The sequence below is a fragment of the Curtobacterium pusillum genome, from assembly GCF_007680845.1.
GTDB lineage: Bacteria > Actinomycetota > Actinomycetes > Actinomycetales > Microbacteriaceae > Curtobacterium > Curtobacterium pusillum_B.
The window spans coordinates 745,791-771,837 of record NZ_VEIY01000001.1; the positions used below are offsets into that span (position 1 = coordinate 745,791).

The window sequence follows — 26,047 nt, forward strand, 5'->3', positions numbered from 1 at the left end:
AGGGGCGTACCCCGCCCAAACCGCACCCTCCATGCCCCCGAAGAGGGGGCATGACCCGAACCGATACCCCCGTTCTGGTGCCATCCGCACCGAGGGAGGCACTGGCGAGCGCCGAGCCCGCGCGCTCCACCCGCGTCGCGCGCCTGGTCGTCCTCGGCCGGCAGCTCGTCACCTTCGGCAGCATCGGCGCCGTCTGCTTCGTGATCGACCTCGGGATCTACAACCTCCTCCGCGCGACCGTGATGCCGGATGCACCGATCGCCGCGAAGATCGTCTCCGCCGTGGTGTCCACCGCCGTCGCGTGGATCGGGAACCGGTTCATCACCTTCCGCGCCGAACGGCAGTCCGGACGTCGGGAGACCCTCCGCGAGGGACTCCTCTTCGCCGCCACCAACCTCGTCGGGCTCGGCATCGCCGCGGCCTGCCTCTTCGTCTCGCACTACGTCCTCGGGTTCACGTCCACCCTCGCCGACAACGTCGCCGGCAACGGGGTCGGTCTCGTGCTCGGCACCGCGTTCCGGTTCGCCGCGTACAAGGCCCTCGTCTTCCGTTCCACCGACGCTCGTCGCACGAAGGAGCTCGCCGAATGACCATCTCCACCACGCTGCTGGCGGCCGCCGGGCCGCTGCTCCAGCCCGGCGAGGGGGCCGGCCCGTCAGGGTCCGTCCCGAACCGCGGGACCACCGACGTGCCGACGGGAGGCTCGGGTCAGGTCCCGCAGGCAGCCTGGTCGGTGGGCGAGTGGGTCGGGTACTCCGCCCTCATCGCCATCTCCGTGCTGCTCACGATCGTCGCGCTCACCACCCTGTGGTGGATGCTGCACGCCTGGCGGTCGCGCGACGCGCTGAAGTCGACGAGCTTCAGCCAGACGCCCCGACCCGCCGCACACCGCTTCACCCTGCTCGTACCGGGCCGGCACGAGCAGGAGGTCATGGGCCAGACGCTCGACATGCTCGCCACGCAGGACCACCCCGACTTCGAGATCATCGCCATCGTCGGCGAGGACGACCCGGAGACGGACGCCGTCGTGCGCGCCGCCGCGGCCCGGCACCCCGGACTCATCCGGGTGGTCGTCGACGACACCGCGCCGAAGAACAAGCCGAAGGCGATGAACCTGGCGCTGCAGTACGCGACCGGTGACATCGTCGGGGTGTTCGACGCCGAGGACGAGGTGTACCCGCACCTGCTCACCCTGGTGGACTCGCGGTTCCAGGAGACCGGCGCCGACGTCGTGCAGGGCGGCGTGCAGCTGATGAACTTCCGGTCGAGCTGGTGGTCGCTCCGGAACGTCCTCGAGTACTACTTCTGGTTCCGGTCGCGCCTGCACTTCCACGCGGGGTCGAAGTTCATCCCGCTCGGCGGCAACACCGTCTTCGTGACGAAGGACCGGCTCGACTGGTCCAACGGGTGGGACGCGCACTGCCTCGCCGAGGACTGCGAGCTCGGCGTCCGGCTCTCCGCCGACGGCGCGAAGGTCGTCGTCGCCTACAGCCCGGAAGCCGTCACCCGCGAGGAGACCCCGCCCACCTTCGCCTCCCTGCTCAAGCAGCGGACCCGGTGGAACCAGGGCTTCCTGCAGGTGCTCGGCAAGGGGGAGTGGAAGAAGCTGCCCTCCTTCCGCCAGCGCTTCTTCGCCCGCTACATGCTGACGATGCCGTTCATCCAGGCGACCACCGGACTCCTCATCCCGCTCAGCGTGCTCATGATCCTGTTCGTCAAGGTGCCGACCGCGATCGCCCTCGTGTCGTTCGTCCCGGTGGCCCCGACGCTCATGCTGCTCGCGGTCGAGGTGGTCGGACTCAACGAGTTCGGGCGCATCTACAAGGAGAACGTCCGGGTCCGCGACTACGTCAAGCTCGTCCTCGGTCTCGTGCCGTACCAGGTGTTCCTCGCCGCCGCCGCGGTGCGGGCCGTCATCCGGCACGCGAAGGGGCAGGACGGATGGGAGAAGACGGAGCACACTGGTCAACACCGGACGGCTCACCCCGAGGCCGTCGATGCAGCACCCGTGTTCCCTGACGCAGATGTCGTGCCGGCGCCGGCCGCCCGTGAGCTCGAGCGCGCCGGAGCGAAGTCATGACCGCCAGCATCACCGACACCACAGGCATCCCGATCCGGGGTGCCGGGTCGTCCCACGGCGTGCGGACCTGGCTCCGGGTGCACGCGCCCAGCCTCGTGTGGCTGCTGCCCGTCCTCGCCGTCGCCGTCGTCGTGCAGGCGTGGAACATGACCGGCACGCCGCAGCGCATCGACGACGAGGGCACCTACACGGCCCAGGCGTGGGCGCTGACGAACCTCGGTGAGCTCACCCACTACACGTACTGGTACGACCACCCGCCGCTCGGCTGGGTCCAGATCGCCGGGTACACGTCGCTGACCGGGGCGTTCGCGCGCTACCCGTACGCCGTCGAGGCCGGCCGCGAGGCGATGGTGTTCTTCGCCGCGGTCTCGGCCGTCCTGCTGTTCGTCCTCGCCCGACGGCTCGGCGCCCACCGCGCCACCGCGGCCGCGGCCGTCCTGGTGTTCGCGCTCTCCCCGCTCGCGCTGCAGTACCACCGCACCGTGTACATCGACAACGTCGCGACGCCGTGGCTCCTCGCTGCGTTCGTCCTCGTGCTCAACCGCCGGCAGCAGCTGGCCGGGTTCGCTGCCGCTGCCGCGTGCCTCGGCATCGCGGTGCTCTCGAAGGAGACGTACCTCCTCGCGCTGCCGTTCCTGATCTGGCTGGCCGTGCGTCGCGCCGACAAGAGCACCCGCCGCTACACGCTCAGCGTCGCCGGGGCCGTGCTCGTGGTGATCGGTGGCGGCTACCTCCTGCTGGCCGCGGTGAAGGGCGAGCTCCTGCCCGGGCCGGGGCGGGTCAGCCTGCTCCAGGGCATCACGTACCAGCTCGGGTCACGTGCCGCGAGCGGTTCGGTGTTCGACCCCAGCAGCCTCGCGAACGCGGCCGCGTCGCAGTGGTGGGCACTCGACCCGGCGTTCATCGTGCTCGGGTCCGCCGCCGCCGTCGTCGGTCTGTTCCTGCGCCGGGTCCGGCCGATCGCGGCGATGCTCGTGTTCCTGCTCGTCGTGATGTTCCGGCCGAACGGGTACCTGCCGGTGCCGTACGTGATCATGCTCATCCCGTTCGCTGCGCTCCTCGTCGCGTACACGGCCGAGCGTGCCGTCCTCACCGTCTTCGGCCGGGTGCACGGCACCGCGGGGAACTCCGCGGGTGCCGTCGCCCGCCGCGCCCTCGGGACCACCTGGGCGATCGCGACGTCCGCAGCGCTCCTCGTCGCCGTGTCGCTCTGGGGGCCGCAGCTGCGCGGCTTCGTGCTCGGCGACCTCGACCTCCCGATGCAGCAGGCGCAGAAGTGGGTGGACACCAACGTGCCGAAGTCGTCCCGGTTGCTCGTCGACGACGCCATGTGGGTCGACCTCGTGCGGGACGGGTTCGCCCGCGACAACGTCATCTGGTACTACAAGCTCGACACCGACGCCGCGGTGGAACGCCAGTCGCCGAACGGCTGGAAGGACTCCGACTACGTCATCACGACGGACTCGATGCGGACCGGCGGGAACTCGTCGCCGGACGTCCGCCAGGCGATCGAGAACTCCACGTCCGTCGCCACGTTCGGCACCGGCGACCAGGAGGTCGACGTCCGTCGCATCCACGCCGAGGGCAAGGCCGCGGCGGACACCGCGATCACGCGGGCGACCGACGTCCGCAAGACCCTGGGCACGCAGCTCGCGTCGAACCCGGAGCTCTTCGCGGACGAGGGGACGAAGTCGCAGTTCCGTGCCGGCCAGGTCGACTCGCGAGCGATGATCGCCCTCGGCCAGGTGCTCGCCGACCAGTCCGTCGAGGTCGACCGGTTCACCCCGCGCCCCGGCGAGACCGGACAGCCGTTCCGCCGCGTGGTCATGCTCGCCTCCAGCGCGGCCGACGCCCGGCGCATCGAGGCGACCCTCGACGCCGTCCCCGCCGCGTTCCGACCCGACTCGGTCGTGCGGGACGGGCGACACCTCACGGTGACCTACACACCGGCAGACCCGACGACGACCGCCCAGAGCGGCTCGTGACCCGTACCCGCACGGTCCAGACCCGGACAACGACCCGAAGGAGCACCACCATGTCAGCACCTCGTCGTACCCTCGTCGTCGGCGCCATCGCCGCGACGCTCGTCGCCGCAGCCGTCGGCCTCGCCCCGCAGGCAGCGACCGCCGCCACCTCCGCCGCCACGAGCGACGGGTGGCTCCGCGTCGGGCACCTCTCGCCGGACACCAAGGACGTCGACGTGCAGCTCTCGAGCCTGTCCGGCGGCAAGACTGTGTTCGCCCTGAACGGGGTCGCCTACGGCCAGGTCAGCCCGTACCGCAAGCTCCCGGTCGGCACGTACGTCCTCTCGATGCGCGCGGCGAACGCGCCGGACTCCACGCCGGTCATCTCGACCGACGTGTCCGTGGTGAAGGGCGACGCCCGGACCGTCGTCGCCTACGGCAAGAACGCCGACCTCAAGACGAAGGCATTCACCGACGACCTGCAGCAGCCGGGCGACGGCAAGGCGAAGCTCCGACTCGTGCAGGCCGCGACGAGTGCGAAGACGGTCGACGTGCGGACCTCCGAGGGCACGGCCATCGCCGAGGACGCCGCCTACGGCTCGGCCACGAAGTACGCCACCGTGGACGCCGGCACCTGGGCGCTCAACATCTCCGGGGGCGGCCAGCGGGGCTCCGCGATCGTCGACCTCAAGAGCAACACCGTCTCGACCCTGTTCGTGCTCGACGACAGCAAGGGCGACCTGACGGTCGTGCCGGTCACGGACGCGGCCGCCACGGCCGCCACCCCGACCGGCGGGGTGCAGACCGGCGGCGGCGGCGCGGCCGACGCGCGGACGCAGGCGGACCACGCGTTCATCCGCGCCCTCCGCGCGCTGTTCAGCTGACACCCGGACTGGAGGCGCGGATCACCCGAGCCGACGCGCCCACGTGATCCTCCCCACCGGCACGGCCTGTCCGCCGCTGGCGCGTCGGACAGGAACCGGCGGCGTGGGCCCAGCCTCCCGTCCGACCCCCATCCCACCCGCCCAGGAAGGCAGGCCGCATGACCCGCAGGACCTGGATCCCCGTGACCGCCGCCGCGGCGGTGCTCGTCGCGGTCGGCATCGCGCTCGTCGCGGTACGACCGTGGGGCGACCGCACGACCGACGCCGGAGCGGCGTCGGACCCGACCTCGACGCCCACCTCGACCACCGCACCCGACGCGGCACGATCCCCGGAGCAGCTGCGGACCGACTTCCTCGACCGGTACGTCCGGGACGGCCGCGTGGTCCGCACGGACCAGGGCGGCGACACCGTCAGCGAGGGCCAGGCCTACGGGCTGCTCATCGCCTACGCGAACGGCGACCGGAAGCGCTTCGACGCGATCTGGTCGTGGACCGAGCGGCACCTGGTCACCGACGACGACCTGCTCGCCTGGCGCTGGACGCCGGACGGCGGGGTCGCCGACGGGCAGTCCGCGAGCGACGCGGACCTCGATGCCGCGCGGGCCCTCGTGCTGGCCGGCTCGTCGTGGGGCGAGTCCCGCTACACGACGGCGGGGAAGACCCTGGCGTCGGCGATCCTCGAGCACGAGACCGCGACGACGGACCTCGGCACGATCCTGCTGCCCGGGCCGTGGGCGGACTCCGAGCCGTACCGGTACGACGCCTCGTACGCGTCGCCGGCGGCGTTCGAGGTGCTGGCCACCGCGACCGGCGACGACCGCTGGACGGCGCTGTCGCGCGGTTCGCGGGCGGTGACCAGCGCGGTCCTCGACGAGTCCGACCTGCCGAGCGACTGGTCGCAGGTGCACGCCGACGGGAGCGTCGACCCGATGCCGGCCACGGGCGGGGACAGCCGCGTGCTGTACGGGTACGACGCGATGCGGATGCCCGTGCGGTACGCCGAGGCGTGCTCCGCTCCGGACCGGGCGCTCGCGGGCTCGATCGCGCCGACGCTCCGGCGGCAGACGCAGCTGGCGGCCCAGCTCGACCTCGGCGGGACGGCCGTGACCGGGGACACCAGCGCCCTGGCGTACGTCGCGCGGGCGGCAGCGGAGCACGCGTCGGGGGCGACCTCGGCGGCGGCCACCGACCTCCGACGCGCGGACCGCACGGCCGCGACGACACCGACGTACTACGGCGACGCGTGGGCGGCGCTCGGGGCGACGATGCTGACGTCCGACGTCCTCGGCGGGTGCGCCACCGCGGGCGGAGGGGCATCGTGAGCGGGGGTCGGACCGTCCGCGGGCGACGCGCGGCGCGACGGCCGGGTCTCGGCGAGCGGCTCCGGGCACGACGGGGGCTCGTCGCCGGCACGGTCGTGGCCGTGGTCCTCGTCGTGGGCGGTGTCACCGGGGTCGCGGTCGCGGCGACGAACGGACCCGACCGGCCGTCCGCCGCCGGGAGTCCCGGCACGTCGAGCACCCCGAGCGCGTCGTCGAGCGCATCGTCGTCGGCGAGTGCGGCGGCCGGCCGGAACAGCGCCGGCGGGTTCCAGGACCCCGCGGTCCCGGCAGCGCGGTCGGACGCCACCCCGGTCCGTGTGACGATCCCGGCGATCGGGGTCTCGTCCTCGCTCGAGGACCTCCACCGCGGGTCCGCCGGCGAGCTCGACCCGCCGAAGGACTGGAACAGCGCCGGCTGGTTCAGCGACGGCATCGTGCCCGGTGAGGTCGGCCCCGCCGTGATCGCCGGACACGTCGACAGCCCGACCACCGCGGCCGTGTTCTTCCGCCTCGACGAACTCGTCCCCGGGGACCAGATCCACGTGGCGATGTCCGACGGCACCACCCGCACCTTCACCGTGGACCGGTCGGAGCGGGCCGCGAAGTCGGCCTTCCCCACGAGCGACGTCTACGGCCCCGCACCCACTCCGGAGCTGCGCCTCATCACGTGCGACGGCACGTTCGACACGGCCACAGGGCACTACACGGACAATCTGATCGTGTTCGCAGAGCTCTCGTCGGACTGACGCAGCGACCGGCCGATACCTTCGATGTCAAGCGCAAGGAGCAGCATGAGCACGACCCTGGTCATCATCCCGACCTACGACGAGGCGGAGAACGTCCGACCCATCGTCGCACGGACCCTCGCAGCCACCGACGACACGGTGCACGTCCTCGTGGTCGACGACAACTCGCCGGACGGCACGGGCGACATCGCCGATGAGCTCGCCCGCGAGAGCGACCGCGTCCACGTCATGCACCGCACCGTCAAGGACGGCCTCGGCGGCGCGTACCTGGCCGGGTTCGCGTGGGGTCTCGAGCACGGCTACGACAAGCTCGTCGAGATGGACGCGGACGGCTCGCACCACCCGGAGTACCTGCCGTGGATGCTCGAGCTCGCCGACACGAACGACCTCGTCCTGGGGTCCCGCTGGGTCAAGGGCGGCGACGTGGAGAACTGGCCCTGGTACCGGGAGCTGCTCTCCCGCGGCGGGAACCTCTACACGCGCCTCGCGCTCGGCATCGCCGTGCGGGACGCGACCGGCGGGTTCCGGGTGTTCACCTCGCGGGCGTTCGAACGGATCGACCTCGCCGGCGTCGCGTCGAAGGGGTACTGCTTCCAGGTGGACCTCTGCTGGCGCGCGCTCGAGGCGGGACTGCGCGTCGTCGAGACACCGATCACGTTCACGGAGCGCGAGTTCGGCGTCTCGAAGATGAGCGGGAACATCGTGCGCGAGAGCCTGGCGCTCGTCACGAAGTGGGGCATCGACCGGCGTCTGCGCGAAGGGCGCTCGCTCGTGAAGGACCACCGCCGGCTGCCGTCCGTGCGCGCGAACGCGCACGCGGTCGCCGACCACGCGGCCTGACGGCCCGACGACGGACGGGAGGCGCGGTGCCGGCTGGCACCGCGCCTCCCGTCCGCCGTGTGACCGGGTCGGTCCGGGTCAGCGCACGACCACGACGCCCCGGCCCGCGAACCGGACGACGCCCGGATCCTCGGTCGTGCCGGTGTCGGGTTGCGCGTCGACGGCCCCGAAGCGGTAGAGCTCCTCGCCCGTCGCGCCGGGGACGGGCACCTCGGCCGGTTCGTCGCGGAGGTTCACCACGACGTGCACCGGCCGGGCGTCCGGACCGAGCAGCCCGCGCGTCAGCACGAGCCACCGGTCGTCCTCGCTGAAGCGCACCGCGTTCGCCTCGTACCGGTGGTCGACGAACGCCTGGTCGGTCCGACGCAGCGCCACGAGCACCCGGTAGGCGCGGAGGATGGTCTGCCCCCGCTTCGAGTCGACGTCGGCCCAGACGAGCTTCGAGTTGGTGAACGTCGACGGGTCCTGCGGGTCCGGCACCACGGACTCGTCCCAGCCGTGTTCGGCGAACTCCGCGATCCGACCCTCGGCCGTGGCCGTGCCGAGCTCCGGCTCCGGGTGCGAGGTGAAGAACTGCCACGGCGTGGACGCGGCGAACTCCTCGCCCATGAACAGCATGGGCGTGAAGGGACCCAGCAGGGTCAGGGCGGCCGCGATCACCAGGCCCTCGTCGGTCAGGGTCGCCGCGAGGCGGTCCCCGGTCGCGCGGTTCCCGATCTGGTCGTGGTTCTGGTTCGCGACGACGAGCGCGGTCGCGGGGGAGGTGCCCCGGTCGATCGGTCGTCCGTGCCGCTTCCCGCGGAACGACGACCACGTGCCGTCGTGGAAGAAGCCGTGCTCGAGGACCTTCGCCAGCGCCGACAGCGGAGCGAAGTCCGCGTAGTAGCCGTTCGTCTCGCCGGTGAGCGCGACGTGGACGGCGTGGTGGAAGTCGTCCGACCACTGTCCGGCGAGGCCGTACCCCCAGGCTTCCTGCGGCCGGAACATGACCGGGTCGTTGAGGTCCGACTCGGCGATGAGCGACAGCGGCCGCCCGACGAACGCCGAGTAGGCGTCCGTCTCGGACGCCATCGCCTGCAGCACGTGCGGCCGGGTGGTGTCCCGGATGGCGTGGACCGCGTCGAGCCGGAGCCCGTCGACGTGGTGGTCCCGGAACCACATCCGGACGTTGTCGAGGACGTACCGGCGGACCTCGGGGTGCTCGACGTTCACCGAGTCGCCCCACGTGTTGCCGAGCCCCTGCAGGAGGTACGGCCCGTAGAGCGGCAGGTAGTTCCCGCTCGGTCCGAGGTGGTTGTACACGACGTCCTGGATGACCCCGAGCCCGAGGGCGTGGGCACGGTCGACGAAGCGGTCGTACGCGTCCGGTCCGCCGTACGGCGCGTGCACGGCGTACCAGGCGACCCCGTCGTAGCCCCAGTTCCAGACACCGTTGACGGCGTTCACAGGCAGCAGCTCGACGAACTCGACCCCGAGCTCCACCAGGTGGTCGAGCTTCGCGGCGGCGGCGTCGAGCGTGCCTTCCGGGGTGTAGGTGCCGATGTGCATCTCGTAGATCACACCGCCGCGCGCCGGACGCCCGGTCCAGGCGTCGTCGGTCCACGAGAACCGCGCGGGATCGACCACCTCGCTCGGCCCGTGCACCCCCTCGGGCTGGAACCGGCTGCGCGGATCGGGTCGCACGTCGTCGTCGTCGTCGATGCGGAAGCCGTAGCGGGCGCCGACGACCGGCACGATCGCGTCGGTCGTCCACCAGTCGTCGTCGCCGCGGGTCAGCGGGTACTCGGACCCGTCGACGACGAGGCGGACGCGCTCCGGGACCGGAGCCCAGACGGCGTAGCGGTCGGGTGCGGTCATGCGTGGCCCTCCAGGATGTCGATCTCGGCCTGCGCGTCGGTCTCCGGTGCCGAGGTGCCGGCGAGCGTGGTGCCCGGGTCCGTCCCCGCCCCCGGCGCCGTGCCCGTCCCCGTTGCAGCGGCTCCCTCGGTGCCGTGGTCGGTCGCCTCGGCGACGGACGCCGGGACGAGCAGCGCCACCGGGAAGTCGGTGAGGAGCTCGGCCAGCGCGATGCCCCGGCCAGCGGGGACGCTCCGGCCGGTGAGGAGGTCCACCCGGTCGAGCGGGACGGCGTGCACGAGGGTGTCGCCCCAGCCACCCACGCGGTCGAGGCCGATCGGGAGTCGGGTCGCGATCGTGACCGCGCCGCCCCGGTCGAAGGCGATCACGTGGTCGGCGGCGCTGCCCGTCGCCTCGAGTGCGAGGTAGCGCGTGAACAGTTCGGGGTGGTCGCGCCGGAGCCGCAGTGCCCGGCTCGTGACGAGGAGCTTCGCGGCGCCGTCGAGCCCGATCGGCGGCAGGTCTTCCGGCCCGTCGTCGTCGGGGCCGTCGAGCGAGGCGAGCACGTGCCGGCGTTCGGTGTAGTCCACCGGCCGACGGTTGTCGGGGTCGACGAGCGAGCGGTCCCAGGACTCGGTGCCCTGGTACACGTCGGGCACACCCGGCGCGGTGAGCTGCACGAGCTTGACGCCCAGGCCGTTCGACCACCCGGCGGCGTCGATCCGTTCGTCGAGGGCGTCGAGCACCGCGACCACCGCGGGGTCGACGAACGCGGCGTCGACGAGCGCGTGCATCCGGCGTTCGAAGTCCTCGTCGGGTGCGGTCCAGGTCGTGCTGTCCCCGGCTTCGCGGGAGGCCTTCTCGGCGTAGGCGTGCAGGCGTTCCCGGCTGGCCGGTCGTGCCCCGACGATCGCCTGCCAGAGGAGGTCGGCGAGCACGGCGTCCTCCAGCGGCGCGAGTGACTGCAACCGTTCGAGGGCCGAGGTCCACTCGTGTCCGAGCTCGGCCAGCACGGCGATGCGGGCACGGGTGTCCTCGCTGCGCTTCGTGTCGTGCGTCGTCAGGGTGGTCATGGTGTGCGGCCAGCTGCCGAGCCGGTCGCGCTGCGCCTGGTGGAAGTCGTCGACGGTGACCGAGAACACGCTCGGGTCGCCGCCGACTTCGCTGAGCGAGGTCAGCCGCGAGGTGCGGTAGAACGCGGTGTCCTCCACGCCCTTCGCCATCACCATGCCGCTCGTCTGCTGCAGGCGGATCGCGGCGGCGTTCGTCGGGTCGACGAGTGCCGGGGCGATCCGGTCGATGACGTCGTCGAGCTCGGGACGTGCCTCGGCAGCACGCTCGAGGGCGTCGATGAGGTGGTGCGACCCCTCCGGCAGGTAGGTCCGGTAGACGTCGAACGACGCGACGATCTCGGCGACGGCGTCGACGATGCGCTCGTGCGGGATCGGGGCCGTCGTGGCGGTCGCCGTGCCGGGTCCGAGGAGCCGGGCGAGCCGCTCGACCTCGCTGCCGAGGATGCCGTCCGCGATCCCGCGACGCGTGCCGTGCGTGAGCTCCTGCCAGTCGGTCGGCTCGGCCCCGGACGCGGCGGTGAGCGGTGCCTCGCCGGCCGGGTCGACGAACACCCGGTCGAGCACCCCGAGGGCGTCGTAGCCGGTCGTGCCGTCCACCGGCCAGGAGGACGGCAGCGCTTCGCCGGGTTCGAGGATCTTCTCGACGAGGGTGTACGCGCCGCCGGTCAGCTCCGCGAGGTCCTGCAGGTACCCGGCGGGGTCGTACAGCCCGTCCGGGTGGTCGATGCGGAGCCCGTCGACGAGCCCGTCGCGGAACCAGCCCCCGATCGTGTCGTGCGACGCCGCGAAGACCTCCGGTTCTTCGACCCGGATCGCCGCGAGCGTGTTCACGGCGAAGAACCGCCGGTAGTTCAGTTCGTGGTCGGCACGCTTCCAGTGCACGAACTCGTAGTGCTGCCGCGCGTGGACGTCCGCGACGGAGTCGCCGTCCTGCACGGTGCCGGCGGCCGTCGGGTACGCGGTGTCGCCGAGGTACAGCCGACCGTCGCGCAGTTCGACCGCGTCCAGCAGGCGGTCGTCGAGCACCGGGACGCGGAGCTTGCCGTCGCCGGCTTCCCAGTCGACGTCGAACGCCCAGGCCACAGGTGAGCCCTGGCCGTGCTCGAGCAGCGACCACCACCACGGGTTGACCGCGGGGGTGGCGACGCCGACGTGGTTCGGCACGACGTCGACCAGCACGCCGAGCCCGACCGCGTGCGCGGCCTCGGCCAGGGCGCGGAGAGCGTCGTCCCCGCCGCGCTCGGTGTCCACGTGGGAGTGGTCGACGACGTCGTAGCCGTGCTGTGAGCCCGGCTCGGCCTGCAGCACCGGGGAGAGGTACAGCCAGTCCGCGCCGAGGTCCCGGACGTAGTCGACGACGTCCTGTGCGGAGCGGAGGTCGAAGTCCGCCGTGACCTGGAGCCGGTAGGTGGACGCCGGCACGCGCCGGTCGGTCACTGTGCACCGCCCGTGGCGGACGGGGCCGGCGCACCGGCGGGGTTCGCCGGCGTGACGGCGTCCTGCGGGGCGGGCGTCGACGGCACCGCGGTGCTCGCGTCCACCGGGGTCACGCGGACCTCGTGGTCGGGCTCGGCACGGAGCACGATCATCGAACGGGCGGGCACGTCGAGCAGCGTGCCTGCCTCGAGCACCTCGTCGCGGGCGCCGGGGTCCGCCGTGTCGATGCGGACGGTCCAGCCCGGGGAGTACTCCTCGGGCGGCAGGGTGAACGTCACGGTGTCGTCGTGGGCGTTGAAGTACGTGATGAACGCGACGTCCGTGACCCGTTCGCCGCGGGAGTCGCGCCCGCGGATCCCTTCGCCGTTGAGGTACATGCCGACGCTCTTGCCGAAGCCGGAGTCCCAGTCCTCGGGGTCCATCGCCTCGCCGGCGGGGGTCAGCCAGACGACGTCCGGCAGCGGCTCGCCCTCGCCACGGCGGACCGGGCGCCCGTTGAAGTACCGGGTGCGGCGGAACGTCGGGTGGTCGTGCCGGAGCTTCACGACGTCGGCCGTGAACTGGATGAGGTCTTCGTCCGCGGTCTCCCAGTCGATCCAGCTCAGCTCGGAGTCCTGCGCGTAGACGTTGTTGTTGCCCGACTGTGACCGGCCGAGCTCGTCGCCGTGCGCGATCATCGGCACGCCCTGGCTGAGCAGCAGCGTCGCGATGAAGTTCCGTCGGCGCTGGAGCCGCAGGGCGTTCACGGCGTCGTCGTCGGTGGGGCCTTCGGCGCCGGAGTTCCACGAACGGTTGTGGCTCTCGCCGTCGTTGTTGTCCTCGCCGTTCGCCTCGTTGTGCTTCTCGTTGTAGGCGACGAGGTCGTACAGCGTGAAGCCGTCGTGCGCGGTGATGAAGTTGATGCTCGCCTTGGGCGTCCGGCCGTCGTGCTCGTAGAGGTCGGCCGAGCCGGAGATCCGGGACGCGAACTCGCCGAGGGTCGAGGCCTCCCCGCGCCAGAAGTCACGCACCGTGTCGCGGTACTTGCCGTTCCACTCCGACCACTGCGGGGGGAAGTTGCCGACCTGGTAGCCGCCGGGGCCGACGTCCCACGGCTCGGCGATGAGCTTCACCTGCGACACGATCGGGTCCTGCTGGACGAGCTCGAAGAAGGCCGACAGCCGGTCGACCTCGTAGAACTCGCGGGCGAGCGCCGACGCGAGGTCGAAGCGGAAGCCGTCGACGTGCATCTCGGTCACCCAGTAGCGGAGCGAGTCCATGATGAGCTGCAGCGAGTGCGGGTGCCCGACGTTGAGCGAGTTGCCCGTGCCGGTGTAGTCCATGTAGAACTTCTTGTCGTCGTCGACGAGGCGGTAGTAGGCCGCGTTGTCGATGCCGCGGAACGACAGGGTCGGGCCCATGTGGTTGCCCTCGGCGGTGTGGTTGTAGACCACGTCGAGGACGACCTCGATGCCGGCGCGGTGCAGCTCGCGCACCATCGTCTTGAACTCCTGGACCTGCTGGCCCTGGTCGCCCGAGGACGAGTACGACGAGTGCGGCGCGAAGAAGCCGATCGTGTTGTAGCCCCAGTAGTTCGACAGACCCTTGTCCTGCAGGGTCGAGTCGTTGACGAACTGGTGCACCGGCATGAGTTCGAGCGTCGTGACGCCGAGGCGCTTGAGGTGCTCGATGACGGCCGGGTGCGCGACGCCGGCGTAGGTGCCGCGCTGCTCTTCCGGCACGTCGGGGTGGGTCTCGGTGAGGCCCTTGACGTGGGCTTCGTAGATCACCGTCTCGCCGTAGGGCGTCCGCGGTGCGCGGTCGCCCTGCCAGTCGAAGAACGGGTTGATCACGACGCCCTTCATCATGTGCGACGCGGAGTCCTCGTCGTTGGTCGAGTCGGGGTCGCCGAACGTGTACGAGAACAGCGACTGGTCCCAGTCGATCTCACCGCTCGTCGCCTTCGCGTAGGGGTCGAGCAGGAGCTTGTTCGGGTTCGAGCGCACGCCGTTCTCGGGGTCGTACGGGGCGTGGACACGGAAGCCGTACTCCTGCCCGGGGCCGACGTTCGGCAGGTAGGCGTGCCAGACGTAGGCGTCCACCTCGACGAAGGGGATGCACTCCTCGTTGCCGTCGTCGTCGAAGAGGCAGAGATCGACGCGCTCGGCGACCTCGCTGAACAGGGCGAAGTTCGTGCCGCTGCCGTCGTAGGTCGCGCCGAGGGGGTACGGGTTACCGGGCCAGGTGTGCAATGGTCCTCCAGAAGTGGGTCTCGTCACGATATCGACGCTGACCTCCCCCGTCCGCAGACAAGGCCCAGCAGCGGACAGTCGCCGCGGATCGCGGGCTGTGGAGGAACGGCCGAGTAGCCTCGCGCGCATGACCAACATCGTCAGTCAGATCGCAGACAAGGTGCGCCCGGTCGGCGTGTCCACCAACTACGGCGAGCCGGTCGAGGTCGGCGACCAGACCCTCATCCCGGTGTCCATCGCGTGGTTCGGCTTCGGTGGGGGCGGGGACGGCGACGACAACGGCGGCGGCGGTGGGGGCGCGGCCTCCATCCCGGTCGGCGCGTACGTCCGTCGTCCAGGCCGCGACCTCGAGTTCGAACCGAACCTCATCTCGCTCCTCGCGGTGAGCATCCCCGTCATCTGGGTGACCGGGACGGTCCTGCGGAAACTGGTGCGCGTCCTCAAGAAGTGACCCGTCGCGGGACGGGAGGCGCGGTGCCAGCGGGCACTGCGCCTCCAGTCCGTCATGTGGTCGCGACCGTGTCTACACTGGTGGCACACACACGGGAGTCCGGGAACGCCGGGCTGAGAGGGAGCGAGTCGCGCTCCGACCGTCGAACCTGATCCGGATCATGCCGGCGCAGGGAGGAGTCCAGGACCATGTCCACCAGTCCGTCGTCCACCGTCCTCACGACCACCAAGCGATCCCTGCGGTGGCGGGTCGTCGACATCGTCGTCGCCAGCGTCCTCGCCGTCGCGATCGGTGTCGTGTTCAAGCTCTGGGAGTTCGGCTACGAGCCGATCAGCGCCGCCGCCACGCTCGTCCTCCCGGGCACGCAGGCGCTCTTCGGCGGGGTCTGGCTGCTCGCCGGTCCGGTCGTCGCGATCGTCGTCCGGAAGCCCGGAGCGGCCCTCTACGCCGAGATGGTCGCCGCCTCGGTCGAGGCGCTCCTCGGCACGCAGTGGGGGTGGCTGACCCTCGAAGCCGGGCTCGTGCAGGGCCTCGGTGCCGAGCTCGTGCTCGCGCTCTTCTTGTACCGCACCTACCGGCTCCCCGTCGTCGTGCTCGCCGGTGCCGCCGCCGGGCTCGCGCTCGGTCTCAACGACACCATCCTCTGGTACGCCGGACTCGACGCCGCGTTCAAGGTCGTCTACGTCGTCTCGGCGATCGTGTCCGGCGCCGTGATCGCGGGCATCGGGTCGTGGCTGCTCGTGCGAGCGCTCGCCACCACCGGGGTGCTGTCCTCGTTCGCTGTCGGACGCGAACACTCCAGGCGCCGGACCCGCGCCGTCGCGTGACCGCCCGAGCCGCGCGGGTCACCTTCTCCGACTGGGGGTGGCGGTACGCGGAACGTGACGCCTGGGCGGTCCGCGGCGTCGACCTGACCGTCGAGCCGGGGGAGCGCGTCGCGATCGTCGGGCCGTCGGGAGCGGGGAAATCCACGCTCCTCCGCGCCGTCGCCGCGGTGCTGCCCGACGAACCCGATCCCAGCGACGACACCGCCGCGGCCGTGCAGGGAACGGTGCTCGTCGACGGCGCCGACCCCGGCGCGGTCCGCGGACGCGTCGGCCTCGTCATGCAGGACCCCGAGGCCCACACCGTCATGTCACGCATCGGGGACGACGTCGCCTTCGGGTGCGAGAACACCGGCGTGCCGCAGGCCGAGACCTGGGAACGGGTCCGGTCGGCGCTCGACGTGGTCGGGCTCGACCTCCCGCTCGACCGGTCCACCACGATGCTCTCCGGCGGGCAACGGCAGCGGCTCGCGCTCGCCGGGGTGCTCGCGATGCGGCCGGGGGCGCTCGTGCTCGACGAACCGTGCGCGAACCTCGACCCCGACGGTGTGACACAGGTGCACGACGCCGTCCGAGCGCTCCTCGACGCGACCGGGGCCACCCTGCTCGTCGTCGAGCACCGGATCGGGACGTGGCTCGACCTCGTCGACCGGCTCGTCCTGCTCGAACCGGGCGGGGGAGTCGTCGCCGACGGGGCACCCGCGGACGTGCTCGCTGCGCACGGTCCGGCGCTCACCGCCGCCGGGGTGTGGGTACCCGGGGCGGAGCCGGCGCGCGGGTCCTCCCGTGGGTCCGCACACGAGGACGGTGCGGTGCTGCTCGAGGCGCGCGGGCTCGGGACCGCCCGGGGTCGGCGACAGCGGGTGGGGAGCGGCATCGACCTCGACGTCCGCTCGGGCCGGGTGCTCGCCGTGACGGGACCGAACGGCATCGGCAAGTCCACGCTCGGCCTCACGCTCGCCGGACTCCTCCGACCCGCGGCGGGCACACTCCGCGCCACTCCTGACGTGGCCGACGGTGCCGGGGACGCACCCGCCGCGTGGTCGAGCCGGCAACTCGCCGCACGGATCGGCACGGTCTTCCAGGACCCCGAGCACCAGTTCGTCGCCCGCACCGTCCGCGAGGAGCTCGCCGTCGGACCCCGCGCCCTCGGGCAGCCGGACGTCGACGACCGCGTGGCCGAGCTGCTCGACGCGTTCGGGCTCGCACACCTCGCGGACGCCAACCCCTTCACGCTGTCCGGCGGAGAACAGCGGCGGCTCGCGATCGGGGCGGTGATCGCCTCCCGACCGCCGGTGGTCGTGCTCGACGAACCAACCTCCGGGCAGGACCGCGCCACGTGGCAGGCCGTGGTCGACCGGCTCGGCACGCTCGCCGACAACGGGACCGCGATCGTCGCGGTGACGCACGACCGTGACCTCGTGCGCGCACTCGACGCGGACGAGGCCGTGCTCGGCGCCGACGGGGTGGTGGCGGTCGGGGATGCGCGCGGTCCTGCGAGCGCGACGCGCGTCCCGCCGGGCCGGGCCGCGGAGGTGCGATCGTGAGCACGTCGAGGGCCGCAGCCGGACCGCGGGGGCGAACCGCGCCTCCAGGACGACCGACCGCACCCGCACGCGCCGGGGGGATCCGCGGTGTCCAGCCGGTGGCGTCGCTGCTGGGCGTCCTCGCGCTGGGCGTGTGCCTCGTGCTCAGCCTCGACGTCGTGTCCGCAGCGGTCGCGCTCGGACTCGAGGTGCTGCTCCTGCCGGTGCTCCGGATCCCGTGGCGGACCCTGCTCCTGCGGACCTCGCCCGTGCTCGTCGCGGTCCCGCTCACGGCGCTGAGCATCGCGCTGTACGGGCGGCCCTCCGGCCGGGAGTGGTTCGACCTCGGCTTCGCGCACGTCACCGACGGGTCCCTGACGCTCGCGCTCGCGACGGCGTTGCGCGTCCTCGCCGTCGGGCTGCCCGCGGTGGCGCTGTTCGTGCGGGTGGACCCGACGGATCTCGCGGACGGGCTCGCGCAGCTGCTGCGGTTGCCGGCGCGGTTCGTGCTCGGTGCGCTCGCCGCGATCCGGATGACGACGCTGCTCGGCGACGACTGGCGACAGCTCGGGATGGCCAGGCGGGCACGAGGGGTGGCGGACACCGGACGGGTGCGGCGCGGGGCCTCGATGGCGTTCGCGTTGCTCGTGCTCGCGCTGCGGCGGGCGACCACGCTCGCGGTGGCGATGGAGTCGCGGGGGTTCGGGGCGCCGGGCCGACGGACGTGGGCGCGGACGGCACGGTTCGGCGGGCCGGAGTGGGCGATGGTCGGGGTGCTCGTCGGCATCGGGGTCGTCGCGATCGTGGTCGCGGTGGGGGCGGGGACGTGGCGTGCCTGAGCGGACGGCGGTGCTCGAGCGGGTGCTCGAGCGTCTGGTCGGGTCGGTCGGCGCGCCGGGTGCGGGGCGGGTCGTCGTGCCCGGTGCGGGTCCGGTCGGGGCGTCGGGTGCCGGGCGGGTCGTCGTCCTCGTCGACGGACGGTCCGGGACGGGGAAGACCACGCTCGGGAACGCCCTCGCCACCGAGCTCGGCGCGCAGATCGTGCACCTCGACGACGTCTACCCCGGCTGGGACGGGCTCCGCGCGGCGTCCGAGGCGGTCGTGACCGACATCCTCGGCGAGCCGTCCGGGTACCGGCGGTGGGACTGGACCACCTCGGAGCCGGACGGGTGGACGGCGGTCGACCCGCGCCTCCCGATCGTCGTCGAGGGGTGCGGCGCGTTGTCCCGGGCGTCCGCACCACTCGCCACGCTGCGGGTGTGGCTCGAGGCCGACGACCGAGCGCGGTGGGAGCGGGCGATCGGGCGGGACGGCGAGGTGTTCGCGCGGGAGTGGGCGCGGTGGGCGGCGCAGGAGGAGGCGTTCATCGCGGCCGAGCAGCCGGCCGGGTTGGCGGACGTGGTGGCGCGGACGTAGGCGGGGTACCCGCCCGTCACGCCCAGCCGAGTTCGTGCAGACGCTCGTCGTCGATCCCGTAGAAGTGGCCGATCTCGTGCACGAGGGTGGTGTGCACTTCGTCCCGGAGCTCCTCCACCGTGTCGCACTCGGCGAGGTGCTGCTTCCGGAACAGGACGATGCGGTCCGGGAGCTCGCCGAAGCCGTACTGCCCACGCTCGGTCGCGGCGATGCCGTCGTACACGCCGAAGAGGTCGGAGCCGTCCTCCGGCTCGTCCTCGACCACGAACACCACGTTGTCGAGGCCGTCGACCATCTCGTCCGGGAGCAGGTCGAGTTCGTCGGTCACGAGCTGCTCGAAGTCGTCGAGGGACATCTCCATCACGGGCCGATCGTCCCACACCGACCTGACGGGGCGGTGGCGTTGCACGACGAGAGCCCCGGTCCGATCGGACCGGGGCTCTCTGCTGACCTGCATCAGCTGCTGGGGTGAATAACGGGTCTCGAACCCGCGACCTCCTAGACCACAACCAGGCGCTCTACCAACTGAGCTATATCCACCATGTTCGGACCGGGTGACCGGCGCGACCACTCAATTGTAGTACACGCCGGAGCCCGGTCGGACCACGCGTGTCGCTACTCCGCGGCGGGCTGGGCGAGCCGGGGCTCCCACTTCGCGACGACCTCGGCCTGGACCGCGCGGACGTCCTCGGACGACGGCCCCGGCTCGGCGACGAAGCCGGCGCGGCGGTAGTACTCGAGTTCGCGGATCGACTCGAGGATGTCCGCGAGCGCCCGGTGGCCGCCGTGCTTCTCCGGGGCGTTGAAGTACACGCGCGGGAACCAGCGCCGGCAGAGCTCCTTGATGCTCGACACGTCGACGCTGCGGTAGTGCAGGTGGTTGTCGATCCGCGGCATGTACTTCGCGATGAAGGCCCGGTCGGTGCCGATCGTGTTGCCCGCGAGGGGAGCGGTGCCCTCGGCGGGGACGTGCTGGAGGATGTACTCCAGGACCTGGTACTCGGCGTCCGCGAGGCTCACACCGTCCGGGATCTCGTCGATGAGGCCCGAGGTCGTGTGCATGTTCGTGACGAACTCGTTCATGTTGTCGAGCGCGGACTGGTCCGGCTTGATGACGATGTCGAACCCGGGGTGGACGGGGACGAGGTCGAAGTCCGTGATGACCACGGCCACCTCGACGAGTTCGTCGACCTCGAGGTCGAGGCCCGTCATCTCGCAGTCGATCCAGACGAGGCGGTCGTTCGCAGTTGCCATGGGGTCGATCCTATTCCGCGGGGCGGAGGGGCCCGTCGCCGGCGGCGCGCGGCGGCGCGCGGGGCGCGAGCGGGCGCGCGAGCGGGCGAAATAGGTCCCGCTCGCCCGCCCACCGGGCCGCATGCCGCCCGCTCGGCGTCGTGCCCGCCTTGCCCTCTCACCGAGCGGGCGAAGGACGCGCGGTGGGCGCACCGGTCGGGCCACATTCCGCCCGGTCGCGCGGCGGCCGGCTCCCCGACGAGACGAGCGGGCGAAGGACGCGCCGGTTCGCGGCGGTCCGGATGCGATTCCGCCGCTCGACAGCGTGCGTGCGCCCCTGGTCGCCCGCCCGCCGCCCGCATACGCGAGTGGGCGGATCCGGCGCGGGGCGCCGTGCGGACCGGACTGGTTCCACCCGCTCGCGGATCGGGGGTGGCCGTGTTCGTGACGGCCTGGAGGCGCGGGGCCGGTCCGTGAGACCGGCGCCGCGCCTCCAGGCGGTCACCTCGTTCCGCGAGCGGGCGGAACACGGCGCGCTCGCGCCGTGGACGGCACGTACATCGCCCGCTCGCGGGGAAGGCGCGGAGCGCGCCCGCGCCGCGCCCGGACGCCGCGCGCGCTACGACATCTCGCCCGCGGAGATCGCCTCGGCCTCGACCTGCTCGGGCTCGACGCCCTCGTCCACCCGGCGCAGGACCTTGGTGGTGGCGAGCACGACCACGAAGGCGACCGCGACCGACAGCCCCGCGAAGACGTAGGCGGCCGACGGGGAGAAGGCATCCGCGAGCAGGGTCGCGACGGGCGGGGCGATCGCACCACCGATGAAGCGCACCGCCGAGTAGGCGCTGGAGGCGACGGAACGGGGGAGGTCGGTGGCCTCCATGACGCACTCGGTGAGCACGGTGTTGAGGACACCGAGCACGAGACCGCCGATGATCACGCAGATGATGAGCCCCGCTTGCGACCGCACGACCACGGCCGCGGCGAACAGGTCGAGCGCCAGCAGCGGGAGCGCGATCTTGAGCACGGTCGTCCGACGGAGACGGGCGGTGAGCATCGGGGCCACCCACACCGAGGTGATCGCGAGCCCGACGCCCCAGCCGAAGAACGTGAAGCCGATGCCGAGCGCACCGAAGCCGAGCGGGAACGGCGTGTAGGCGAGCAGCACGAAGAAGCCGATGTTGTAGAACAGCGCGGTCACGGCGAGGGCGGCGAGCGCCGGGCGGCTGAGGGCGCGGAACGGGGCGGAGAGCTTCGTCGGAGTGGGCTTCTCGAGGTTCTTCGTCTTGAGGAGCGTGACGATGGCGATGAAGGCGATCGCCATGAGGGTGGTGACGCCGAAGAACGGGCCGCGCCAGCTCACCGAGCCGAGCAGGCCACCGACGAGTGGGCCGACGGCGATGCCGAGACCGAGCGCCGCCTCGTACAGGATGATCGCGGACGCCGTGCCACCCGATGCCGCGCCGACGATCGTCGCGAGTGCGGTGGAGATGAAGAGCGCGTTGCCGAGACCCCAGCCGGCGCGGAAGTCGATGATGCTCCACACGCTGTTGGAGGCCGCGGCGAGCACCGAGAACAGCACGATGAGGGCGAGGCCGATGAGCAGGGTGTTCTTCGCGCCGATGCGGCTCGAGACCCAGCTGGTGAAGAACATGGCGACGCCGGTGACGGCCAGGTAGCTCGTGAAGAGGAGCTCGGTCTGGGCGGGGGTCGCCTTGAGCGAGGCGGCGATCGCGGGGAGGATCGGGTCGACGAGGCCGATGCCCATGAAGGCGACGACGCAGGCGAAGGCGATGGCCCACACGGCCGAGGACTGCTTGAGGATGCTGCCGGACTGGCCGGCGGGTGCGTGGGCGTTCACGCGGTGGTCTCCGTTCTGGTGGAGGTGGGCGTCCGTGATGCGATGAGCGTCGCGGCGTGGTGCAGGAGGTCCCACTCGTCGTCGTCGAGGTCGGCGAACAGGGGGCCGACCGTGCTGGCGATGGTGGCGCGCCACTCGGCCAGTCGGACGCGGCCGGCCTCGGTGAGCTCGATGAGCTGGCCGCGGGAGTCGTCCGGGTCGACGGTGCGGGAGACGAGGCCGTCGGCGAGCATGCTCGCGACGAGGCGGGTCATGGTCGGCTGGGCGACGCGCGAAGCGGCGGCGAGTTCCCCGAGGCGGAGCGGCTGGTCCGTCTCGAGGATGCCGAGGGTGCGCCAGACGGCCGAGGACGTGCTGTTGCCGGTGGCCTGCGCTGCGGAGCGGATCAGACGGTTGACCGAGACGACGAGCGTCTCGAGCGTCTGCTCCCGGTTCGGTTCCATAGCAAAACTATATAGCGAGGCTATGAATCAGTCAACAGGTCCGGCCTGGTAGAAGTGATGCATGAGCGACATCACCATCCACGAAGGCGACGAGTACACCGCGATCTTCCACGGCGGACCCTTCGACGGCACGACCGACACCCGGACCGCGACGAGCGACGCCCTGGACGACGAGGTCACGGTGTTCGCCGACGTCGAGGGACTGCAGACGGCCTTCACCTACCGCGTGACGAAGACCCGCCAGGTGCTCGACCAGACCTCGGCCGAGTACGAGTACGTCCCGGGGGAGTCCGACCCCGTCGACGACCTGCAGGACCGCGGCGACCGCAGCGGCGAGTTCGACCGCGAGTGACCGCGAGCAAGCACGAGTGAGCGCGAGGCCGGCGGCGTCGGGAGTGGATCCCGGCGCCGCTGTGTTGCACCAGGTCATGCAGCTCGATCTCTGGACCTCCGCCTTCTGCGCCCCGTGCGCCGCCGCCCGCAGGGTGTCGGCCGAGGCCGCGGCGCTCGTCCCCGGGCTGCACCTGACCGAACGGGACGTCGCGAACGACCCTGACCGCGCGGAGGAACTCGGCATCCGGTCGACCCCGACGATCATCGTGCGTCGGGACGACGGCGCCGAGGTCTTCCGGTCACCCGGCGTCCCGACCCGGGACCAACTCCTGCTCGCGATCGCCCACGCGCTCTGAGCGCGGAACGCGCGGAACGCGCGGAACGCGCGGAACGCGCGGAACGCCCGCGCCGCCCGCGCCGCCTGCGCCGCCAGCACCGCCAGCACCGCCAGTGCCCGCCCGCTGACTCGTCGGCGCGAGCACGACGGGTGCCTCGGGAGGCCGGACGAGCCGCCGCACCTGGCGCACGATTCGCTTCACGGCCCGGACCGGTGCCCCGACCCCGAGGGCGACGGCACCGAGCACGCTGTGGTCGTCCGCCCCGAGCGCGTTCTTCCGTTCCCACGCCCGCCGCAGCGCTCCGCCACGACTCCGGCGCGCGGCCGGACGGTCGACGAGGACCCCGGCGTCACGCTGCTCCATGAGGTGCTCGGCCCGTTCCGCCCAGTCGTTCTCGGACTCCGGGTGGAAGTGGTTGGCGTGCATCCACTCCGGGCGGACCGTGCCGAAGCGGCCGTCCACCAGGTCGACGGAGTCACCCTCCAGCCCGCTGCCGACGAAGACCTCGTTGATGAGGTGCCGACCGATGCCGAAGTCGGTCAGCGTGAGTGCGGGGACGCCTCGGGCGGCAGCCTCGAGGACGGCCGTCGAACTGATCGTCACGAGGGCGACCGCCCGGTCGAGGTGCTCCGCCATCGGCCCGCTCTCGACGACGAGGTTCGCCGGTGCGTCCGCCGGCACCAGGTCCGGGTACGGGTACGGCTCCCGGTGCGTCTGCTGTTCGCCGGCCGTGGCACGCACCTTGATGACCACGCGCCACTCCGGGTGCCGCCGGGCCGTCTCGGCGAGCCAGCCGACGACCCGTGCGCGTTCCGCCCGCTCGGCGGGGACGCTCGGCTGCGCCGCGAAGACGACGGCGTCGCGCACCGCCACGGCGCCGCGCACCGCCCCGGCGCGCCGCGCGAAGGGCAGCGTCGCGAGTGCGAAGTGCGGCTCGACGCCGCCCTCGGCCGCGAGCTCCTCGTACGCGCGCACCTCGCGGTGGCTGTGCAGGACGAACAGGTCGGCGCGGGCACGGAAGAACACGCCCTTCCACTTCGACGGGTACGAGATCCCCGGCAGCCCGGTCACGAGGACCGGTCGCCGTCGCACCCGCCGGTGGACCTCGTCGATCACGAGCTCGGCGACCGGACCGATCAGGGAGACCAGGACGGCGTCCGGCGGGTCGCGCCGCAGCTGCTCGACGACGGCGTCGACCCCGAGCGGCTCGGACGGCGCGGCAGCGAGGTGCGCGAGACGGTCGTCGAGACCCCGGAACGCGGACCGCAGCTGCTGGCGGCTCGCGGAGCGTGGTGTCGCGACGGTGCGCAGCTCGACGTCCCAGTGCGCGGGTGCCGTGGCGAGGAGGTGGGCGCCCCACTTCGCGAACGAGTCGGTGTCGACGAGGCCGACCACGCGTCGGACGCGTGGTGACGATTCGGACTGGAGGCGCGCCTCCCGTCCGCTCGTCGGCTCGCCCCCGTCACCGGTGACGCTCCGACCTCCGTCGCTCACGCCCCGACGCGGCGCAGCTTCGCCAGCGGCGCCCGCTCGCCCGGGAAGATCCGCTTCACCCCGTCGCCCAACGCCGTCTCGATGATCCGGATGTCGCGCGCGAGGGTCTGCAGCCCGTGCGGTTCGAGCGACGCCGCGTGGTCGGAGCCCCACATCGTGCGGTCCAGGGTGATGTGCCGCTCGACGGCGGTGGCCCCGAGCGCGACGGCGGCGAGGGAGATCTGCAGCCCGGGCTCGTGGCCCGAGTACCCGACCGGCACGCCCGCGTACCGGTTCGCGAGGGTGTCGATCATGCGGAGGTTCGCTTCCTCGGCGGGGAGCGGGTACGTCGACGTGGCGTGCATGAGGACGAGTCGCTCGGTGCCGAGGGCCTCGACCGCGCGGTCGATCTGCTCGAGCGTGGACATCCCGGTCGACAGGATCACGGGCTTGCCGGTGGCCGCGACCTCGGCGAGGAGGCCGAGGTCGGTCACGGACGCCGATGCGATCTTGTACGCGACGACGTTGAGGTCCTCGAGGAACGCCACCGACGGCTCGTCCCACGGCGAGGCGAACCAGTCGAGGCCGCGGAGCGTGGCGTGGTCGCCGATCTCGATGTACTGGTCGCGGTCGAACTCCACCCGGTAGCGGTACTCGAGGTACGTCATGTCGCCCCACGGCGTCGACCGCGGCGTGTGCTTCATGTGCTCCGGCGTGGCGATCGCCGGCGTCCGCTTCTGGAACTTGACCGCCTGCAACCCGGCGTCGGCCGCCACGTCGATGAGTCGCTTCGCGAGCTCGACGTCGCCGTTGTGGTTGAGGCCGATCTCGCCGATGAGGTACGCGGGATGGCCCGCGCCGATGGTCGAGGTGCCGATGGTGACGGTCATGGTGCTCCGTTCGGTGCAGGGACGTGCGGCGCGACGGCCGCAGGGTGGTCGGGGGCCGGCTGCTCGAGCCGGGCTGCGAGGGCCGAGGCGAGCGCGAGGTCGGCGGGGTCGTCGATGTCGATTGCGCCACGCGGGTCGACGACGGCGAGCTCGACGCGGCCGTGGAAGCGGTGGCGGTGCTCCCGGAACGCTTCCGCACGGAAGACGGTGAAGGCGCCGGTCTCGCGGTACTCCGGCTCGCGGTCCTGCCGGCGCGGGCGGACCGCGGCGTCGTGGTTCACCGCGTGGGCGGCGCCGTCGTCACCGATCCGCCAGAGGAACGCGTGCGACGGGGCCGCCGCGAACACCACGTCGGCGTGGCCGTCCCGCACGCGCGCGACCGCGGCGTCGAGGTCGGCCGGGTCGATGAACGGCGAGGTCGCCTGCAGGAACACCACGACGTCGGGGTCCTCCCCGGCCGCGGTCAGCGCGTCGAGGGCGTGCAGGATCGCGGACTCCGACGAGGCCTCGTCCCCGGCGAGCGCCTCCGGCCGATGGACGACCCGGGCGCCGGCGGCGACGGCCTCGGCGGCGATGGCGTCCCCGTCGGTCGAGACCACGACGAGGTCGATCGTCGATGCCGCACGTGCCGACTCGACGGCGCGGCGGACGAGGGACCGGCCGGCGACCACCCGGAGGTTCTTCCCCGGGATCCCCTTCGACCCGGCACGGGCCGGCACGACCGCGACGACGGAACCGGTGGAGCGCATGGTCCGGACGTTACGAAGCGCCGGTGACGCGGAAGCGAACACGAGGCAGACTCGCGCCGAACCGTGCCGGAACCCGCGCGCCGGAGTCGAGCCGCGC

Annotated in this window: 24 protein-coding genes, 1 tRNA gene and 1 riboswitch; of the genes, 14 read left to right on the forward strand and 11 right to left on the reverse strand. The window is 72.3% G+C overall.

Going from position 1 to position 26,047, the window contains the following annotated elements; translation table 11 throughout:
- Positions 1 to 77: 77 nt before the first annotated feature.
- From FS825_RS03525 to FS825_RS03555, 7 genes are all read left to right on the forward strand, one after another.
- Positions 78 to 590: a GtrA family protein gene (locus FS825_RS03525; protein WP_260980991.1), complete on the forward strand. Its 513-nt coding sequence runs from the start codon at positions 78 to 80 to the stop codon at positions 588 to 590.
- A complete protein-coding gene (locus tag FS825_RS03530; protein ID WP_144710889.1) occupies positions 587 to 2,080 on the forward strand; it encodes a glycosyltransferase in 1,494 nt (497 codons plus the stop codon). Before FS825_RS03525 ends, FS825_RS03530 begins: the two co-directional genes overlap by 4 nt.
- The gene (locus FS825_RS03535; protein WP_144710891.1) at positions 2,077 to 4,065 is read left to right on the forward strand and encodes an ArnT family glycosyltransferase; all 1,989 of its coding nucleotides are present in this window, start codon (positions 2,077 to 2,079) and stop codon (positions 4,063 to 4,065) included. Before FS825_RS03530 ends, FS825_RS03535 begins: the two co-directional genes overlap by 4 nt.
- A gap of 50 nt (positions 4,066 to 4,115) precedes the next feature.
- Positions 4,116 to 4,928, forward strand: a complete 813-nt coding sequence (locus FS825_RS03540) for a DUF4397 domain-containing protein (protein WP_144710893.1) — start codon at positions 4,116 to 4,118, stop codon at positions 4,926 to 4,928.
- A gap of 158 nt (positions 4,929 to 5,086) precedes the next feature.
- Complete coding sequence (locus FS825_RS03545; protein WP_144710896.1) at positions 5,087 to 6,250, forward strand: family 8 glycosyl hydrolase; 1,164 nt, start codon at positions 5,087 to 5,089, stop codon at positions 6,248 to 6,250.
- Positions 6,247 to 6,996, forward strand: a complete 750-nt coding sequence (locus FS825_RS03550; protein WP_144710898.1) for a class F sortase — start codon at positions 6,247 to 6,249, stop codon at positions 6,994 to 6,996. The genes FS825_RS03545 and FS825_RS03550 overlap by 4 nt, the downstream gene beginning before the upstream one ends.
- Before the next feature lie 45 nt (positions 6,997 to 7,041).
- Positions 7,042 to 7,836, forward strand: a complete 795-nt coding sequence (locus FS825_RS03555; protein WP_222126875.1) for a polyprenol monophosphomannose synthase — start codon at positions 7,042 to 7,044, stop codon at positions 7,834 to 7,836.
- Between the two features lie 78 nt (positions 7,837 to 7,914).
- Here FS825_RS03555 and treZ read toward each other — a convergent pair whose 3' ends face one another.
- From treZ to glgX, 3 genes are read right to left on the reverse strand one after another with little or no spacing between them, the layout of a single operon-like run.
- Entirely contained in the window at positions 7,915 to 9,693 is a 1,779-nt protein-coding gene (treZ, locus tag FS825_RS03560; protein WP_144710902.1) for a malto-oligosyltrehalose trehalohydrolase, read from the reverse strand.
- Complete coding sequence (gene treY / locus FS825_RS03565) at positions 9,690 to 12,167, reverse strand: malto-oligosyltrehalose synthase (RefSeq protein WP_260980992.1); 2,478 nt, start codon at positions 12,165 to 12,167, stop codon at positions 9,690 to 9,692. Before treY ends, treZ begins: the two co-directional genes overlap by 4 nt.
- 11 nt (positions 12,168 to 12,178) lie before the next feature.
- Entirely contained in the window at positions 12,179 to 14,413 is a 2,235-nt protein-coding gene (gene glgX, locus FS825_RS03570; RefSeq protein WP_144711261.1) for a glycogen debranching protein GlgX, read from the reverse strand.
- A 127-nt stretch (positions 14,414 to 14,540) separates the two neighbouring features.
- On the opposite strand from glgX, the gene FS825_RS03575 reads away from it, so the two are divergent.
- From FS825_RS03575 to FS825_RS03595, 5 genes are all read left to right on the forward strand, one after another.
- On the forward strand, positions 14,541 to 14,864 hold the full coding sequence (locus FS825_RS03575; protein ID WP_144710906.1) for a hypothetical protein: 324 nt from the start codon (positions 14,541 to 14,543) through the stop codon (positions 14,862 to 14,864).
- An 81-nt stretch (positions 14,865 to 14,945) separates the two neighbouring features.
- A riboswitch (TPP riboswitch) is annotated at positions 14,946 to 15,057 on the forward strand.
- Positions 15,053 to 15,691 (forward strand): ECF transporter S component, encoded by a 639-nt coding sequence (locus FS825_RS03580; protein WP_144710908.1) that lies wholly within the window; start codon positions 15,053 to 15,055, stop codon positions 15,689 to 15,691. (Overlaps the previous riboswitch by 5 nt.)
- Complete coding sequence (locus FS825_RS03585) at positions 15,688 to 17,235, forward strand: ABC transporter ATP-binding protein (protein WP_144710910.1); 1,548 nt, start codon at positions 15,688 to 15,690, stop codon at positions 17,233 to 17,235. The genes FS825_RS03580 and FS825_RS03585 overlap by 4 nt, the downstream gene beginning before the upstream one ends.
- A gap of 98 nt (positions 17,236 to 17,333) precedes the next feature.
- Positions 17,334 to 18,053, forward strand: coding sequence for an energy-coupling factor transporter transmembrane component T family protein (locus FS825_RS03590; protein ID WP_260980993.1), 720 nt, complete (start codon positions 17,334 to 17,336; stop codon positions 18,051 to 18,053).
- Positions 18,046 to 18,630, forward strand: a complete 585-nt coding sequence (locus tag FS825_RS03595) for a nucleoside/nucleotide kinase family protein (RefSeq protein ID WP_260980994.1) — start codon at positions 18,046 to 18,048, stop codon at positions 18,628 to 18,630. The genes FS825_RS03590 and FS825_RS03595 overlap by 8 nt, the downstream gene beginning before the upstream one ends.
- Before the next feature lie 16 nt (positions 18,631 to 18,646).
- On the opposite strand, the gene FS825_RS03600 is transcribed toward FS825_RS03595, so the two are convergent.
- From FS825_RS03600 to FS825_RS03620, 5 genes are all read right to left on the reverse strand, one after another.
- Complete coding sequence (locus tag FS825_RS03600) at positions 18,647 to 18,991, reverse strand: metallopeptidase family protein (protein WP_260981015.1); 345 nt, start codon at positions 18,989 to 18,991, stop codon at positions 18,647 to 18,649.
- Between the two features lie 103 nt (positions 18,992 to 19,094).
- Positions 19,095 to 19,170 (reverse strand) — tRNA-His (locus FS825_RS03605).
- A 75-nt stretch (positions 19,171 to 19,245) separates the two neighbouring features.
- Positions 19,246 to 19,884, reverse strand: coding sequence for an oligoribonuclease (gene orn / locus FS825_RS03610; protein WP_144710914.1), 639 nt, complete (start codon positions 19,882 to 19,884; stop codon positions 19,246 to 19,248).
- 598 nt (positions 19,885 to 20,482) lie between these two features.
- Complete coding sequence (locus FS825_RS03615) at positions 20,483 to 21,724, reverse strand: MFS transporter (RefSeq protein WP_144710916.1); 1,242 nt, start codon at positions 21,722 to 21,724, stop codon at positions 20,483 to 20,485.
- Positions 21,721 to 22,167: a MarR family winged helix-turn-helix transcriptional regulator gene (locus FS825_RS03620; RefSeq protein WP_144710918.1), complete on the reverse strand. Its 447-nt coding sequence runs from the start codon at positions 22,165 to 22,167 to the stop codon at positions 21,721 to 21,723. Before FS825_RS03620 ends, FS825_RS03615 begins: the two co-directional genes overlap by 4 nt.
- 61 nt (positions 22,168 to 22,228) lie before the next feature.
- Between FS825_RS03620 and FS825_RS03625 the strand changes: the two genes are divergently transcribed.
- Both FS825_RS03625 and FS825_RS03630 read left to right on the forward strand, forming a co-directional pair.
- Complete coding sequence (locus FS825_RS03625) at positions 22,229 to 22,519, forward strand: hypothetical protein (protein ID WP_144710920.1); 291 nt, start codon at positions 22,229 to 22,231, stop codon at positions 22,517 to 22,519.
- 76 nt (positions 22,520 to 22,595) lie between these two features.
- Positions 22,596 to 22,856, forward strand: coding sequence for a thioredoxin family protein (locus FS825_RS03630; RefSeq protein ID WP_186377054.1), 261 nt, complete (start codon positions 22,596 to 22,598; stop codon positions 22,854 to 22,856).
- On the opposite strand, the gene FS825_RS03635 is transcribed toward FS825_RS03630, so the two are convergent.
- Genes FS825_RS03635 through FS825_RS03645 form a run of 3 tightly spaced genes read right to left on the reverse strand, consistent with a single transcriptional unit; the run spans position 22,800 to position 25,950 of the window.
- Positions 22,800 to 24,332: a DUF6716 putative glycosyltransferase gene (locus FS825_RS03635; RefSeq protein ID WP_144710922.1), complete on the reverse strand. Its 1,533-nt coding sequence runs from the start codon at positions 24,330 to 24,332 to the stop codon at positions 22,800 to 22,802. The two genes, FS825_RS03630 and FS825_RS03635, sit on opposite strands and share 57 nt — an antisense overlap.
- Complete coding sequence (locus FS825_RS03640) at positions 24,329 to 25,201, reverse strand: N-acetylneuraminate synthase family protein (protein WP_144710924.1); 873 nt, start codon at positions 25,199 to 25,201, stop codon at positions 24,329 to 24,331. The genes FS825_RS03635 and FS825_RS03640 overlap by 4 nt, the downstream gene beginning before the upstream one ends.
- Entirely contained in the window at positions 25,198 to 25,950 is a 753-nt protein-coding gene (locus FS825_RS03645; RefSeq protein ID WP_144710926.1) for an acylneuraminate cytidylyltransferase family protein, read from the reverse strand. Before FS825_RS03645 ends, FS825_RS03640 begins: the two co-directional genes overlap by 4 nt.
- Between the last annotated feature and the right edge of the window lie 97 nt (positions 25,951 to 26,047).

Bases quoted from the DNA above. Each gene is read 5' to 3' on its own strand.
- FS825_RS03530 (WP_144710889.1), top strand. From the start codon at position 587: ATGACCATCTCCACCACGCTGCTGGCGGCCGCCGGGCCGCTGCTCCAG.
- FS825_RS03535 (WP_144710891.1), top strand. From the start codon at position 2,077: ATGACCGCCAGCATCACCGACACCACAGGCATCCCGATCCGGGGTGCC.
- FS825_RS03540 (WP_144710893.1), top strand. From the start codon at position 4,116: ATGTCAGCACCTCGTCGTACCCTCGTCGTCGGCGCCATCGCCGCGACG.
- FS825_RS03545 (WP_144710896.1), top strand. From the start codon at position 5,087: ATGACCCGCAGGACCTGGATCCCCGTGACCGCCGCCGCGGCGGTGCTC.
- FS825_RS03555 (WP_222126875.1), top strand. From the start codon at position 7,042: ATGAGCACGACCCTGGTCATCATCCCGACCTACGACGAGGCGGAGAAC.
- treZ (WP_144710902.1), bottom strand. From the start codon at position 9,693: ATGACCGCACCCGACCGCTACGCCGTCTGGGCTCCGGTCCCGGAGCGC.
- FS825_RS03575 (WP_144710906.1), top strand. From the start codon at position 14,541: ATGACCAACATCGTCAGTCAGATCGCAGACAAGGTGCGCCCGGTCGGC.
- FS825_RS03580 (WP_144710908.1), top strand. From the start codon at position 15,053: ATGTCCACCAGTCCGTCGTCCACCGTCCTCACGACCACCAAGCGATCC.
- FS825_RS03600 (WP_260981015.1), bottom strand. From the start codon at position 18,991: ATGGAGATGTCCCTCGACGACTTCGAGCAGCTCGTGACCGACGAACTC.
- orn (WP_144710914.1), bottom strand. From the start codon at position 19,884: ATGGCAACTGCGAACGACCGCCTCGTCTGGATCGACTGCGAGATGACG.
- FS825_RS03620 (WP_144710918.1), bottom strand. From the start codon at position 22,167: ATGGAACCGAACCGGGAGCAGACGCTCGAGACGCTCGTCGTCTCGGTC.
- FS825_RS03625 (WP_144710920.1), top strand. From the start codon at position 22,229: ATGAGCGACATCACCATCCACGAAGGCGACGAGTACACCGCGATCTTC.
- FS825_RS03630 (WP_186377054.1), top strand. From the start codon at position 22,596: ATGCAGCTCGATCTCTGGACCTCCGCCTTCTGCGCCCCGTGCGCCGCC.
- FS825_RS03640 (WP_144710924.1), bottom strand. From the start codon at position 25,201: ATGACCGTCACCATCGGCACCTCGACCATCGGCGCGGGCCATCCCGCG.
- FS825_RS03645 (WP_144710926.1), bottom strand. From the start codon at position 25,950: ATGCGCTCCACCGGTTCCGTCGTCGCGGTCGTGCCGGCCCGTGCCGGG.